Source organism: Kitasatospora sp. NPDC028055, assembly GCF_040637885.1.
GTDB lineage: Bacteria > Actinomycetota > Actinomycetes > Streptomycetales > Streptomycetaceae > Kitasatospora.
In genome coordinates this window covers 144,665-158,040 of sequence record NZ_JBEZXE010000003.1, presented here as the reverse complement: position 1 = coordinate 158,040, position 13,376 = coordinate 144,665, and the positions used below count along the sequence as shown (strand labels likewise).

General features: G+C 73.4%; 9 protein-coding genes. 3 read left to right on the top strand and 6 right to left on the bottom strand.

Going from position 1 to position 13,376, the window contains the following annotated elements:
* Window positions 1-205: 205 nt before the first annotated feature.
* Window positions 206-2,353, top strand: a complete 2,148-nt coding sequence (locus tag AB0F71_RS06835) for an alpha-galactosidase (protein ID WP_360229303.1) — start codon at window positions 206-208, stop codon at window positions 2,351-2,353.
* A 77-nt stretch (window positions 2,354-2,430) separates the two neighbouring features.
* Here the strand turns inward: AB0F71_RS06835 and AB0F71_RS06830 are convergent, their stop codons facing one another.
* Together AB0F71_RS06830 and AB0F71_RS06825 are read right to left on the bottom strand one after the other, a co-directional pair.
* Entirely contained in the window at window positions 2,431-4,839 is a 2,409-nt protein-coding gene (locus AB0F71_RS06830; RefSeq protein WP_360229301.1) for a glycoside hydrolase family 95 protein, read from the bottom strand.
* 1 nt (window position 4,840) lies between these two features.
* Complete coding sequence (locus AB0F71_RS06825) at window positions 4,841-5,551, bottom strand: FadR/GntR family transcriptional regulator (protein ID WP_360229299.1); 711 nt, start codon at window positions 5,549-5,551, stop codon at window positions 4,841-4,843.
* Between the two features lie 305 nt (window positions 5,552-5,856).
* Here AB0F71_RS06825 and AB0F71_RS06820 point away from each other — a divergent pair, with 305 nt between their 5' ends.
* Both AB0F71_RS06820 and AB0F71_RS06815 read left to right on the top strand, forming a co-directional pair.
* Entirely contained in the window at window positions 5,857-6,459 is a 603-nt protein-coding gene (locus AB0F71_RS06820; RefSeq protein WP_360229297.1) for a hypothetical protein, read from the top strand.
* A gap of 271 nt (window positions 6,460-6,730) precedes the next feature.
* The gene (locus tag AB0F71_RS06815; RefSeq protein WP_360229295.1) at window positions 6,731-7,714 is read left to right on the top strand and encodes a PHB depolymerase family esterase; all 984 of its coding nucleotides are present in this window, start codon (window positions 6,731-6,733) and stop codon (window positions 7,712-7,714) included.
* Between the two features lie 102 nt (window positions 7,715-7,816).
* On the opposite strand, the gene AB0F71_RS06810 is transcribed toward AB0F71_RS06815, so the two are convergent.
* The 4 genes from AB0F71_RS06810 to AB0F71_RS06795 are packed head-to-tail and all read right to left on the bottom strand — an operon-like array spanning window position 7,817 to window position 13,198.
* Window positions 7,817-10,198 carry a glycoside hydrolase family 3 N-terminal domain-containing protein gene (locus AB0F71_RS06810; RefSeq protein WP_360229293.1) on the bottom strand — a complete coding sequence of 794 codons (2,382 nt, stop codon included), beginning with the start codon at window positions 10,196-10,198 and terminating at the stop codon, window positions 7,817-7,819.
* Complete coding sequence (locus AB0F71_RS06805) at window positions 10,195-11,013, bottom strand: carbohydrate ABC transporter permease (RefSeq protein ID WP_360229291.1); 819 nt, start codon at window positions 11,011-11,013, stop codon at window positions 10,195-10,197. The genes AB0F71_RS06810 and AB0F71_RS06805 overlap by 4 nt, the downstream gene beginning before the upstream one ends.
* Window positions 11,013-11,909, bottom strand: coding sequence for a sugar ABC transporter permease (locus tag AB0F71_RS06800; protein ID WP_360229289.1), 897 nt, complete (start codon window positions 11,907-11,909; stop codon window positions 11,013-11,015). Before AB0F71_RS06800 ends, AB0F71_RS06805 begins: the two co-directional genes overlap by 1 nt.
* On the bottom strand, window positions 11,906-13,198 hold the full coding sequence (locus AB0F71_RS06795) for an extracellular solute-binding protein (RefSeq protein WP_360229287.1): 1,293 nt from the start codon (window positions 13,196-13,198) through the stop codon (window positions 11,906-11,908). Before AB0F71_RS06795 ends, AB0F71_RS06800 begins: the two co-directional genes overlap by 4 nt.
* Window positions 13,199-13,376: the final 178 nt, after the last annotated feature.

Below are 13,376 nucleotides of genomic sequence, written 5' to 3'. Positions count from 1 at the left end.
CGAGGCCGGCCCGGCAGCTGCGTGCCCATCTCGACAGGGCGTTCGTAGGTCGCGAGCGCTGACCGGACACGGGATGTTCGCGCGCGGGTGGACGTGCTATCTCTAGGAAAGCCCGTACCGGCCAACGCGTCGGGCGGAGTGCCTGTTAACGCTCACGCTCACACGACCTTGCAGTCCAGGACCACCCCCCCTGAACGAGGACGACATGACTGAGGCGAAGCTCGTCGTGCTGACGGCCGGTGAAGCGGCCCTCGCGCTCGACGTCACCGGACCCGAGCCGCCCCGGGTGCTGCACTGGGGCGCCGACCCCGGCTTCGGCGCCGGTGACGCCGCGCAGGTGCTCGACGCCATGGGCCGGACCTCGCGCCACCAGGGCGGGAGCCTGATGCCCTCCCAGGGGCGGGGCTCGGGCTGGTTCGGCCGCCCGACGCTGGCCGGGCACCGCGACGGGCGCGTCCGCCCCCTGCGGTTCGAACTCGCCGAACCCGTCGCCGTCCACGGCGCCCGGGACGGCCGGGGCGGCACCGTCCACGCGCGGGCCCTGGACCCCGGCGCGGGGCTCGCGCTGGACACCGAGCTGGAGATGACGGAGCAGGGCGTGGTGCGGATGCGGCACACCCTGACCAACACGGCGCCGCAGCCCTACACCGTGGAGGCGCTGGCCTGCGTGCTGCCGGTGCCCGCCCACGCCGCGGAACTGCTGGACTTCACCGGCCGCTGGGCCCGTGAGCGCTCACCGCAGCGCGCCCCGCTGCGGCACGGCGTCTGGTCGAGGGAGAACCGCCGCGGCCGCACCGGCTTCGACGCCGGACTGCTGCTCACCGGCACCGAGGGCTTCGGCTTCCGGCACGGCGAGGTCTGGGGCGTGCACCCCGCCTGGAGCGGCAACCACGTCCAGTACGCGGAGCGGCTGGCCGACGGGACGACGGTCCTGGGCGCCGGCGAACTGCTGGACGCCGGTGAGATCCGGCTGGCGGAAGGCGAGTTCCACCGGACCCCGTGGGTGTACTTCGCGACCTCCGGCACCGGCCTGGACGGGATCAGCCGGGGCTTCCACGCCATGCTCCGCGCCCGGCCGCAGCACCCGACCACCGCCCGGCCCGTCACCCTGAACATCTGGGAGGCGGTCTACTTCGACCACGACCCCGAGCGCCTGCACGCCTTCGCGCGGACCGCGGCGGAGGTCGGCGTGGAACGGTTCGTGGTGGACGACGGCTGGTTCCGCCACCGCCGCCACGACCGGGCCGGCCTCGGCGACTGGTACGTCGACGAGAAGGTGTGGCCGGACGGCCTGCGCCCGCTCGCCGACCACGTCCACGGGCTCGGCATGCAGTTCGGCCTCTGGTTCGAACCCGAGATGGTCAACCCCGACTCCGACCTGGCCCGCGCCCACCCCGACTGGTTCCTCGCCGACCCCGAGCGCCTCCCGTACGAGCAGCGCAGCCAGCACGTGCTGGACGTCGCGCACCCCGACGCCCACGCCTACCTGCTGGAGCGGATCAGCACCCTGGTCGGCGAGGTGGGCATCGACTACGTCAAGTGGGACCACAACCGCGACCTCGCCGACGCCGTCCACGACGGCCGCCCCGGCGTGCACGCCCAGACGACGGCGGTCTACCGGCTCCTGGACGAACTGCGGGCCCGCCACCCCGGGCTGGAGATCGAGTCCTGCTCCTCCGGCGGGGCCCGCGCCGACCTCGGCATCCTCGAACGCACGGACCGGATCTGGGGCTCGGACAACATCGACCCGGTCGAACGACAGGCCATCCAGCGCTGGACCGGCCTGCTGCTGCCCTACGAGCTGATCGGCTCCCACGTCGGCTCCTCCCCCGCCCACATCAGCCACCGCGACACGACACTCGCCTTCCGCTGCGCCACCGCCCTGTTCGGGCACGCCGGCATCGAGTCCGACATCTCCGGCTGGCCGCAGGAGGACCTGGCGGCGCTGGCCGCGTGGATCGACGCCTACAAGCAGCTGCGGCCGCTGCTCCACGGCGGCGACGTCGTGCGCACCGACCACCCCGACCCCGCCGCCTGGGTCCACGGCGTCGTCTCGCGGGACCGGGCCCACGCCCTCTTCGCGTACGTCCAGCTGGAGACCTCCGCCGCCGAGAACGGCGCGCCCGTACGCCTCCCGGGGCTGGAGCCCGGCACGCGCTACACCCTGCGGGTGCGCCCCGAGCTCTCCTCCCCCGAGCCCACCTGGCCCGCCTGGGCCCGGCGGACGGCCCCGCTCACCCTGACCGGCCGGTACCTCGCCCAGGTCGGCCTGGCCGCCCCGGGCCTGGCCGACCGCCCCGGCCACGCCCTCGTGGTCGAGGCGCTGGCGGTGGCACCCGCGCCGCAGGAGTGACCCCGGTCCGGCCGGAGCCCGCGCCGGGCGCCGGGAACCGACACCGTCCCTGCCCCGTGACGTGACCCCTCGGCGGGTCAGTGGCCGAGGTCCGGCTGCGGGTAGCCGAGCCGGTGGCGGCCGCCCGCCGCCAGGTGCAGCCGCAGAAGCCGTGCGGAGCCCGGCGCCGCGACCGGCTTGCCCTGCTCGTCGGTCACGACCGGCCGGCCCTCGCGCTCGGGCAGGTGCAGCTCGACCTCGGCGTCCCGGGCGGCGTGCAGTTCCGCGCTGGTCAGCAGGCCCTGGCGCCAGCTCAGGCCGACCGTGAGCCCGCCCCGGGCGCGCAGGCCGCGGACGTCGCCGTCCGGCCAGGACGGCGGCAGGGCGGGCAGCAGCCGCAGGATGCCGTTGTGGCTCTGGAGCAGCGACTCGGCGATGGCGGCGGTGATGCCGAAGTTGCCGTCGATCTGGAAGAGCTGCGGCGGGTGCAGGTCGAGGAGGTTGGGCGCGATCGAGGTGGTGAGCAGTCGCTCGACGGCGCTGCCGGCGAGGGCGCCGTCGCCGAGGCGGGCGGCGAGCGCGGCGACCCAGGCGAGGCTCCAGCCGGTGCCGCCCCCGCCGTGCCGGAGGCGGCGGTCCAGGGCGAGGCGAGCCGCGTCCAGCAGGGTGTCGTCGCCGAGCGGGTCGACGGCGCTGCCCGGGTAGAGGCCGTAGAGGTGGGAGAGGTGGCGGTGGCCGGGGTCCTCCTCGGGGAGGTCGTCCCGCCATTCCAGGAGGCGGCCGTCGGCGGCCAGCCCGGGGCGGCGCAGCCGGGCGCGGACGCGGGCCAGTTCCTCGGCGAGTTCGTGGTCGACGCCCAGCTCGCGGGCGGCCGCGACGGTGTTGTCGAGGAGTTCCGCCGCGAGCCAGTGGTCCATGGTGCTGCCCGCGTCCACGGCGGTCAGGGTGCCGTCGGCGAGCCGGAAGTGGTGCTCGGGGGAGGTGGAGGGGCAGGTGAGCAGTGTGCCGTCGGCGTCCTCGACCAGGAGGTGGGTGAGGAAGCGGGCGGCCTCGCGCATCACCGGGTAGGCGCGGTCGGCGAGGAAGTCGCGGTCGCCGTGGAAGAGGTGGTGGTCCCACAGGTGGGCGGCCAGCCACGGGCCCGCCATGGGCCAGTGGGCCCAGACCGGGTCCCCCGGGACGGGGTTGGTGGCGCGCCAGAGGTCGACGTTGTGGTGGCAGCACCAGCCCGGGGCGTCGTAGTAGGCGCGGGCGGTGGAGCGGCCGGCCTCGGCGAGGTCGGTGACGAGGTCGAACAGCGGCTCGTGGCATTCGGCCAGGCCGGTGGTCTCGGCGGGCCAGTAGTTCATCTGGAGGTTGATGTTGGACGTCCAGTTGCTGCTCCACGGCGGGGTGATGTCGTTGTTCCAGATGCCCTGGAGGTTGGCGGGCTGGGTGCCGGGGCGGGAGGAGGCGATCAGCAGGTAGCGGCCGTAGGCGAAGAGCAGGGCGGCGAGCCCCGCGTCCGGGTGGTCCTTGTCGGCGGTGGCGAGGCGCTCGTCGGTCGGGAGTTCGGCCGCCGCCGCGGACGCCGAGTCGTGGAGCCGGAGGCCGGCTGCGCCGAAAAGCCGCCCGTGGTCGGCGGTGTGGGCGTCGCGCAGCTGGTCGTACCCCTGTCCCCCGGCCTCGTCCAGCCGGCGGCGGGCCTCGGCGAGTGCCGTCCCGGGGCCGTCCGGCCGGCGCTGCCAGCCGCGGTACCCGGTGCCGACGGCGACGAGCAGCACCGCCTCGTCGGCGCCGGTGACCTCGATCCCGCCGTCGGTGGCGGTGCGGCTCCCGCCCACCGTGCGCACCTGGACGACGGCCGCGAAGCCGGTGCCCTCGTCCTCGCGGTACGCCGTCTCCCCGCCGGCCCAGCTCACGACGCTCACGGGGGCCCGCCCGTGCACCGACACGGTGGCGGTGCGGGGTTCGGCCGACGGGGCCGCGGCCGGGTGGGGCGTGGCGAGGTCCGCACGGAAGGAGAGGGCTCCGGGGGTGTCCGCGCCGAGGCGCAGGACCAGCACGCCGGCGGGGGCGGAGACGAAGCTCTCCCGCCGGTGGCGCACCCCGCCCGCCGTGTACGACACCGTGTGCACGGCCCGGTCGAGGTCCAGGGCGCGGCGGTAGTCGGCGGCCTCGCCCTCGCCGTGGGAGGGGAAGGTGAGCCGGAGGGTGGCCAGCGGCTGGTACGCCTCCGTCCGGGGGCCGCCGAAGTGGGCGGCGGCGATCGCGTGGGCGGCGGCGTGGTCGCGCTCGCGCAGTACCGCCTCCCGCAGGGCGGGCAGGTGGGCGGCGGCGCCCGCCCGGTCGCGGGGGCCGGGCCCGCCGGACCACAGGGTGTCCGCGTTGAGCTCGATCCGCTCGGTGTGCACGCCCCCGTACGTCATGGCGCCGAGGCGGCCGTTGCCGAGCGGCAGCGCCTCCAGGAAGCCTTCGGCGGGGCGGCGGTACCAGAGCGGGTCGGTGGGGGTCCGATGGGGGTGCACGTCAGAACTCCTCGGTCGCGGGGGGCCGCTGTCCCTCGGCCAGGTGGTCGCGCAGCCAGCATTCGGTGGTGTTGACGTGCATCAGGGCCGCCGCCCGGGCGAGTTCGGGGTCGCGGGCGACCAGGGCCCGGTGGATCGCCTCGTGCTCGGCGACGGTCCGCCCGGCCGCCTCGGCGTCGGTGAGTCCGCGCCACACGCGGGCCCGCAGGGTGCGTCCGGAGATGTGCTCCAGCAGGGTGGCCAGGGTCTCGTTGCGGGTGGCGTGGACGACCGCCCGGTGGAAGGCGGCGTCGTGCCGGATCAGCAGCTCGACGTCGTCCTTCGCGTCCCGCATGGCCGACAGGTGGCGCTCGACCTCGGCGAGGTCCTCGTCGGTGATGCGGGTGGCGGCCAGGGCGGTGGCGGCGGGCTCGAAGAGTCGGCGCACCTCGGTGAGCTCCAGGACGGTGTCGCCCTGCAGCAGTTCGACCGCGCCGCCGAGCCCTTCCAGCAGCAGCGCGGGGGCCAGGCTCGTCACGTACGTCCCGTCGCCGCGCCGGATCTCCAGGACCCGCGCGACGACCAGCGACTTGACCGCTTCGCGCGTCAGGTTCCGGGACAGGCCGAGTTCCGCGGCGAGCTGCTGCTCGGGGGGCAGCTTCGCTCCGGGGAGCAGCTCGCCCTCGCTGATCATCTGACGGATCCGGGTGATTGCTCTGTCGGTCAGGGACACGGCGTCAACGTAGCAGGTGATCCCATGTCCAGGAAGGGAGTTCACCCGCTGCTCCGGGCAATGAGCGTCCCCAGCACGGCACTTCACCGGTCGACCTTCGCAGGCCGGGGACTCCGGGGCTGGATACATCCCATCAATCACCGCCCCGCCCGGCCTCCTGTTCGCTCGGCCGGCAGGTCCACCTCACGCGAACCACACGTGATCTCCGCAGAAGCCTCGCGCCGGGCCGGTGTCGCGGCCGGGGCGGATCTGCGTACGCTCCGCAGAACACCCGTCGTGACGCACGGGCAGCTACGGAAGATCGAATGAGTTACTGCACGCTCTGCCAACGCCACCTCAACGGCGCGCTGTCCTGCCCGGGCTGCGGGCGGCCGCAGGAGGAGCTCCCCCGGCAGGGGGAACTCCCCGAGCAGGGGCGGGAAGGCCCGACCACGGACCCGACCGCCATGGCTTCCGCACCCCGGAGGGCCCGGCGCCGAACGACCCGGCGGCGCGGCACCCGGCTCGCCCTGGCCGCGCTCGGTGTGGCGGCGGGCGGACTGGCCACCGCCGTGGTGGCGCTCGGCCAGGGCGACGGCGAGGCGGTCCCGCTCCCGGCGGACCGGACGGCGGCGTCCGCGTCGACGGCCACGCCGTCCGCTCCGGGCACTGTGAGCGTTCCCATCACGGTGAGCACCGCCCCGAGGAGCGCGAGCCCCACGGCGCAACCGTCTCCCTCCGGCGGCGCCCGGCCCAGCGCGTCGAGGACCACCGCCGCGCCGTCGCGCACCGCCCCGAGCGGGCCGCCCGCTCCGCAGCCCACGGCGGCACCGACCACCGGGCACTCGCCCGGCCCGGCCGGGCCCACGGCAACGCCCACACCGAAACCGACACCGACCTGCAAGCAGTTCCTGTTCTGGTGCACCTGACCGGCGCTACGGGCCCTTGAACCCGCCGCCGCCCGTGAAACTTGCACCGGCAGAACCGCTTCCAGCGGCCGTATCGCCGGGATGTCGCGGAACCGGCCCGACCACTCCTTGACAGGAACCGGCCATTGCCGCAGCGTCAACAGCCGACACCGGAAACCGAAGCAGGGGCGGAGCCCGGTTTGCCGCAATGTGAGCGCTCACAATTCGTGGCGCCCGCACCAGCACCGGCACCGACACCGCCGTCAACCGTCCACAGAGAAGGGGTCCCATCTTGCGTTCCCGGCACCTGAAGTCCCGCCTGCTCGCCGTACTGCTGGCGGTCGGCGCCGCGGCAGGGGTGAGCATGTCCGCCGCTCCCCCGGCCGCCGCCGCCTCACTGACCCAGGTCACGGCCTTCGGCAACAATCCGACCAACCTGCAGATGCACGTGTACGTCCCGAACGGCGTCAAGCCGCACCCGGCGATCCTGCTGGCGCTGCACGGCTGCCAGGGCTCCGGGCCGTACATGTACTCCAGCACGGACTTCGCGGGGCTGGCCGACCGGTACGGCTTCATCGTCGTCTACCCCTCGACCAGCCCCGGCGGCAGCTGTTGGGACGTCTCCTCCGACCAGGCGCTGACCCGCAACGGCGGCAGTGACCCGGTCGGGCTGATGTCGATGATCACGTACACGGAACAGCACTACGGCGGCAACCCCGGCGCCGTGTACGTCACCGGCGAGTCCTCGGGCGGCATGATGACGAACGTCATGCTCGCGGACTACCCGGACGTGTTCAAGGCGGGCGCCGCGTTCATGGGCGTGCCCTACCACTGCTTCCACACGGGCACCGTGCGCGGCTGGAACGGCGCCTGCGCCGGGGGCCAGGTCTCCATGACCGCGCAGCAGTGGGGCGACCTGGCGCGCCGCGCCGACCCCGGCTACAACGGGCCCCGCCCCCGCGTGCAGCTGTGGCACGGCACCGCCGACCCCATCCTGAACCAGCGCAACCTCGGCGAAGAGACCAAGCAGTGGACGAACGTCCTCGGCGTGGGCCAGACCCCGTCCTCGACGGACACCCCGGCCGCCAACTGGAACCGGTCCCGGTACGCCGACCGCTCCGGCAGGACGCAGGTCGAGACGTACAGCATCGTCGGCGCCGGCCACCAACTCCCGATCCAGGGCACACCGATGGCCGCCGACGCCGTCCACTTCATGGGCCTGGACGGCAGCTCCGCCGCCACCGCCCCGGGCAGCCGGCAGCCGCACCACGGCTGAGCGACCCCGCCGGGCCGCCGGGCCGCCCTGAAAACCGTCCGCCGCCGCCCCCCGGCCGAGGGGCGGCGGCGGCTCAGGAGTCGAGCAGCGCGGGGAACCCCGCTACGGCGTTGCGGCAGCAGGGAGTTGGTGGACGGTGACGGTCGGGTGCAGCCGCCGGGTGTGGTCGAGCGGGCGGACCGGGCCGGTGAGGCGCAGCGGCGCGGTGAGGCGGGCGTCGGTGCTGGAGGCGGAGATCCGCAGCTCCAGGGCGCCGGGTTCGACGATCCGCTCGCCGTCCCGCCCGGTGAAGGAGGCCAGGTCGGCGGGGAGGGTCAGTTCCACCCGGCAGGCCGCTCCGGGGGCCAGCTCGATCCGCCGGTAGCCGACCAGCCGCTGCACCGGCTGGACCACGGTGGCCACCGGGTCGTGGAGGTACAGCTGCACCACGTCGGTACCGGCCCGGGCGCCGGTGTTGCGCAGCAGGAAGCTGAGGCGGAACGCGCCGTCGGTTGTGGTCTCGGCCTGCTGCACCTCCAGGTCGGACCAGGCGAACTCGGTGTAGCCGAGGCCGTGTCCGAAGCCGAAGGCGGGGGTCGGGTCGGTGCTGGAGACCTCGCCCGCCTGCGCCAGCCGGGCGGCCAGGTAGGTGGAGGGCTGAACGCCGGGGTGAGCGGGGACGGAGACGGGCAGCCGGCCGGACGGGTTGACGCGCCCGCTGAGCACGCCCGCGAGGGCCCGGGTGCCGGCCTGGCCGGGGAAGAAGCACTGGACGATCCCGGCCGCCTCGGTGACGGCCCGGCCGAGCGCGTACGGCCGTCCGGCGAGCAGGGTGAGCACCACCGGTGTCCCGGTGTCCAGCACTGCTTCCAGCAACTGCCGCTGCTTTCCCGGGAGTTCGAGCGACTCGACGTCGCAGCCCTCGCCGCTGGTGCCGCGCCCGAACAGTCCGGCGCGGTCGCCGAGGGCGAGCACCACCACGTCCGCCCGCTTGGCGGCGCGGACGGCCTCGACGATGCCGGCGGTGGACTCGCCGTCGACCGTCACGCCCTGCACCGTCCGCAGCTCGCTGCCGGGGAACTCCTTCTCCAGCGCCTCCCGCAGGGTGGGGAGTTCGAGGCCGGGCGGGGTGTCCGGGTGCTGGCTGCCGACGTGGACGGGGAAGGAGTAGCAGCCGAGCACCGCGGTGGGCTCGTCGGCGTTCGGGCCGATCAGCGCGATCCGGGCCGGGTCGCGCAGGGGCAGCAGGCCGTCGTTGCGCAGCAGCACCACGGCCTGTTCGGCGAGTTCGGCGGCGAGTGCGCGGTTGGCGGGCCCGTCCAGGTCGATCCGGCCGCGCAGCGCCCGCGGGTCGCCCAGGTCCGCGTCGGCGAGGGCGGCCGGGACGGGGCTCCAGTCCTCGTCCAGCAGCCCGAGCTCGGCCTTCTGGACGAGGACGCGGCGCAGCGCCCGGTCGACCAGCCGTTCCGGGACGGCGCCCGAGACGACGGCGTCGAACAGGGGCTGGCCGAAGGTGTCGACGGTCGGCAGTTCGACGTCGACCCCGCTGCCCAGGGCCAGGCCGGCGGCGTCGGACCAGTCCTCGGCGACGCCGTGCAGGGTCTTGAGGAAGGCGATGCCGAAGTAGTCGGCGACGACGGTGCCGGTGAAGCCCCAGGTGTCCCGGAGCAGGCCGGTGAGGAGGTCCTGGTCGGCGGCGGAGGGGAGGCCGTCGGTGTCGGTGTAGGCGTGCATGACCGAGCGGGGCCGCCCTTCGCGCACGGCCATCTCGAAGGGCGGCAGGATGACGTCGGCGCGCTCGCGCGGGCCCATGGAGACGGGGGCGAGGTTGCGCCCGGCCCGGGAGGCGGAGTACCCGGCGAAGTGCTTGAGGGTGGCGACGACCCCGGCCGACTCCAGGCCCTGGACGTAGGCGGTGGCGACGGTGCCGACGAGGTACGGGTCCTCGCCGATCGTCTCCTCGACCCGGCCCCAGCGGGCGTCGCGGACCACGTCGAGCACCGGAGCGAGGCCCTGGTGCACGCCGACGGCCCGCAGGTCGTGCCCGATGGCGGCGGCCGTGGTACGGACGAGGTCCGGGTTGAAGGTGGCGCCCCAGGACAGCGGCACGGGGTAGGCCGTGGCGCCCCAGGCGGCGAAGCCGGCCAGGCACTCCTCGTGGGCCAGCGCGGGGATGCCGAAGCGGTTGGCGGCGGCGATGCGCTGCTGGGTGCGCAGCAGGGAGAGCGCGCCGATCGCCGGGTCGACCGGGGCCGTGCCGAACGGGCGGGTCAGCTGGCCGAGTCCGTACGGCAGCAGGGTGTCGAGGTCGGGCGGCTCCTCCATGTCGTGCTGGTGGGGGGCGACTTCGTCGCCCTCGCCGTCGGCCCCGACCCACAGGCCGACCAGTTGGGCGGTCTTCTCCCGGAGCGTCATCGCCGCGATCAGGGCGTCGGCCCTGGCCTGCGGGGTGAGCGCGGCGTCCCGCCAGGCGGGCGCGGTCTCCGTGCGCTGGCGGTGGTTCATTTTCCTCCCACGCCCGTCAGTCCCTGGACCAGGGCGCGGCGGGCGAACAGGTAGACGACGAGGATGGGGAGCATGGACAGCACGACGGCGCTGAGCAGTGCGGGCACGTCCACGCCGTGTTCGGTCTGGAAGTCGTACAGGCCGAGGGTGATGACCTTGGTGGAGTCGGACTGGGTGAGGATCAGCGGGAAGAGGAAGCCGTTCCACGCCTGGAGCGCGGCGAAGACGGTGATCGAGGACAGCCCGCCCTTGGACAGCGGGATCACCAGCTGCCGGAAGACCCGGGCCGGGGAGGCGCCGTCCATCGCCATCGCCTCGTACAGCTCGGGGCTGATGTCGCGCATCGCCCCGGTCAGCACCAGGGTGCAGACGGGCAGGCAGAAGGCGGCGGTGGGCAGGACGATGCCGATCAGGTGGTCGTACAGCCCGGTCTGGTTCATGACGTAGAACATCGGCACGATCACCGCCTGGGCGGGGATCGCCAGGCCCAGCAGGAAAAGCCGGAACACCCAGCCGGTGGCCCGGCCGCGGGCGCGCACGATGGCGTAGGCGAGCGGGGGGACGACCAGCAGCACGATGGCGACCACGCCGGCGGTGACGGTCAGGGTGTTGAGGAAGTCCTGGCCGAAGCCGTTGGAGAAGTCGTCCAGGTAGTTCTGCAGGGTCCACTGGGCGGGCGGGCTCAGCGGGCCCTCGGTGGAGTAGTCGGCGCGGGTGCGGAAGGTGGCGATCAGCAGGACGTACAGCGGCAGGCCGATCAGCGCCAGCCAGACCAGGGAGCCGAAGCCGGCCAGGAGGTTGGGGCGGCGGCGCATCACATGCCCTCCGTCGTGCCGCGCATGCGGTCGTAGCCGGAGAGCCGGACCAGCACGAGCGAGATCAGGGTGGCGACCACCACGAGGACCAGGGCGACGGCCGAGCCCGGGCCGAACTCGAAGCCCTTGAACGCCTTCTGGTACATGTAGTAGGCGGTGACGGTGGTGTCGGTGCCCGGTCCGCCCTGGGTGAGGATCAGCACCGTGTCGAAGGTGGTCAGGCCGCCGACAACCATGAGGATCACCGAGGTGATGATCGTGTTGCGCAGCTGCGGCAGGGTGATGTGGAAGAACTGCCGCACCCGGCCCGCCCCGTCGATGGCGGCCGCCTGGTAGAGCACCTGGGGGATGGCCCGGGCGCCGCCCTGGTAGAGCAGCGCGTGCAGCGGGGTGTACTGCCACACGCCGACGAAGGTCAGCACGGCGATCGCGCCGCCCTTGGTGCCGAGCAGGTTGCCGTCGCCGAACAGCCAGGTGAGCTGGGCCGGGACGCCGAAGTTGGGGTCGAGGACGGCCCGCCACACCACCGAGACGGCGGTGGCCGAGAGCAGCAGCGGCACGAAGTAGATCGCGGAGAGGACCGCCCGGTTGCGCTGGTGCCCGGCGGCCCAGACGCCGATCAGGATGCTGACCGGCGTCTGGACGGCCACACCGAGGGCGGTGAGCAGCAGGGTGGTCCAGACGGACTGGAGCATCACCGGGTCGTCGAACAGGGAGGTCCAGTTGTCCAGGCCGTTGAAGTGCGGTTCGCCGATGCCGTCCCAGCTGGTGAAGGAGAGCACGGCGACCAGGGCCAGCGGCACGAACGCGAACAGCAGGAAGAACACCGCCGCGGGCAGCGCCCACACGAAGCCCGGGCGGGTCGCCGGCGCGGCGGGGCGCGCGGGGCGGGTCATGAGGTCGGCAAGGCGCTCATGGCCTTGATGAAGCCGTCGGTGTCGATCCGGCCGTCGAAGAACTGCTGGACGGCGGTGTGCATGGGGGTCATGGCGCTCGGCGGGTAGGCCTGGTCCCAGGAGAGCTGGAAGGAGGGGGCGGCCTTCACCAGCTCGTACTGGGCCTTGGAGTAGGCGGGGCTGGCCGAGAGGTCGAGGAAGTCGGCGGTGCTGGTGGTGGTCGGCAGGTTGCCGATGGCCAGTTGCGCCTTCACGAAGTCGTCGGAGTACATCAGCTTGAGGAAGGCGGCGGCGGCGTCCGGGTACTTGGTCTTCTTCAGGACGGAGTAGAAGTTGTTGGTGTTGCCGACGACGGCGGCCGGGTCGCCCTTGCCGCCGCCCACGGAGGGGAAGCCGGTGTAGCCGAGGCCGGACTTGGCGAAGTCGGGGTTGGCGTCCTGCTGCGTGGAGTAGTACCAGGAGCCCATCAGTTCGAAGGCGGCCTTGCCCTTGGCGACCAGGGCCGGGGAGCCTCCGTCGGTGAACTTGACGGAGTCGAAGTTGCTGCCGAAGGCGCCGGCGTCGACCAGTTCCTTGAGGGTGCTCAGCGCCTTGCGGCTGTCCTCGCTCGCCCAGGCGGCCTTGTCGCCGTTCAGCGCGCGCTGGAACAGTTCGGGGCCGGCGATCCGGTCGTAGAGGTACTCGAACCACATCAGGGTCGGCCACTGGTCCCCGCCGCCGAGCGCGATCGGGGTGATGCCCTTGGCCTTCAACGCCTTGGTGGCGGCGACCAGTTCGTCCCAGGTCTTCGGCGGGGTGAGCCCGGCGTCCGCGAGCACCTGCTTGTTGTGGAACAGCAGCACCGGCTGGGTGCCGCGCATCGGCACGCCGTACGGCTTGCCGTCCACCACCGCCGAGTTGAAGACCGCGGGCAGGAAGTTGTCCTTCAGGCCCGGGTCCTTGGCGATGAAGTCGTCCAGCGGCAGCAGCAGTCCCGCCTTGACGAACGGCTGGATGGAGCCGCCGCCCCAGTTGAAGAAGACGTCGGGGGCCCGCGAGGTGTTGATCACGGTCTGCAGCTTCTGCTGGTAGTCCGCGCCGGGGATGGTGTCCAGCACCACCTTGACCTTGGAGGTCTTGTTGAAGGTCTCGACGAGCTGCTTCTCGACCTTGTTGGCGGCGTCACCGTAGACCAGCACGTGGATCGTCCCGGAGCCGGCGTCGGAGGAGCCGCCTCCGGAGCCGCATGCGGCGGTGGTGCCGAGGACGAGCACGGTGACCGCGGCGACCGCGGCGATTCTCGATCCCATTTCCTGCCCTCTGATTCGAATATTTCGAGCGAGTCGGCGAAACTTGCTGGAAACCTAGGTCCGTGTTGACGGCCAGTCAAGAGACCTGACGGGATCGGTTTCGCTACGGCGGGGGCTAGCATCCCTGCGGTACGGCACGGCCTCGGCCGCGTCGTACGGCCATGTCCGCAGCGGAGTT

Bases quoted from the DNA above. Each gene is read 5' to 3' on its own strand.
- AB0F71_RS06810 (WP_360229293.1), bottom strand. From the start codon at position 10,198: ATGAACCACCGCCAGCGCACGGAGACCGCGCCCGCCTGGCGGGACGCC.
- AB0F71_RS06820 (WP_360229297.1), top strand. From the start codon at position 5,857: ATGAGTTACTGCACGCTCTGCCAACGCCACCTCAACGGCGCGCTGTCC.
- AB0F71_RS06795 (WP_360229287.1), bottom strand. From the start codon at position 13,198: ATGGGATCGAGAATCGCCGCGGTCGCCGCGGTCACCGTGCTCGTCCTC.
- AB0F71_RS06800 (WP_360229289.1), bottom strand. From the start codon at position 11,909: ATGACCCGCCCCGCGCGCCCCGCCGCGCCGGCGACCCGCCCGGGCTTC.
- AB0F71_RS06835 (WP_360229303.1), top strand. From the start codon at position 206: ATGACTGAGGCGAAGCTCGTCGTGCTGACGGCCGGTGAAGCGGCCCTC.
- AB0F71_RS06805 (WP_360229291.1), bottom strand. From the start codon at position 11,013: ATGCGCCGCCGCCCCAACCTCCTGGCCGGCTTCGGCTCCCTGGTCTGG.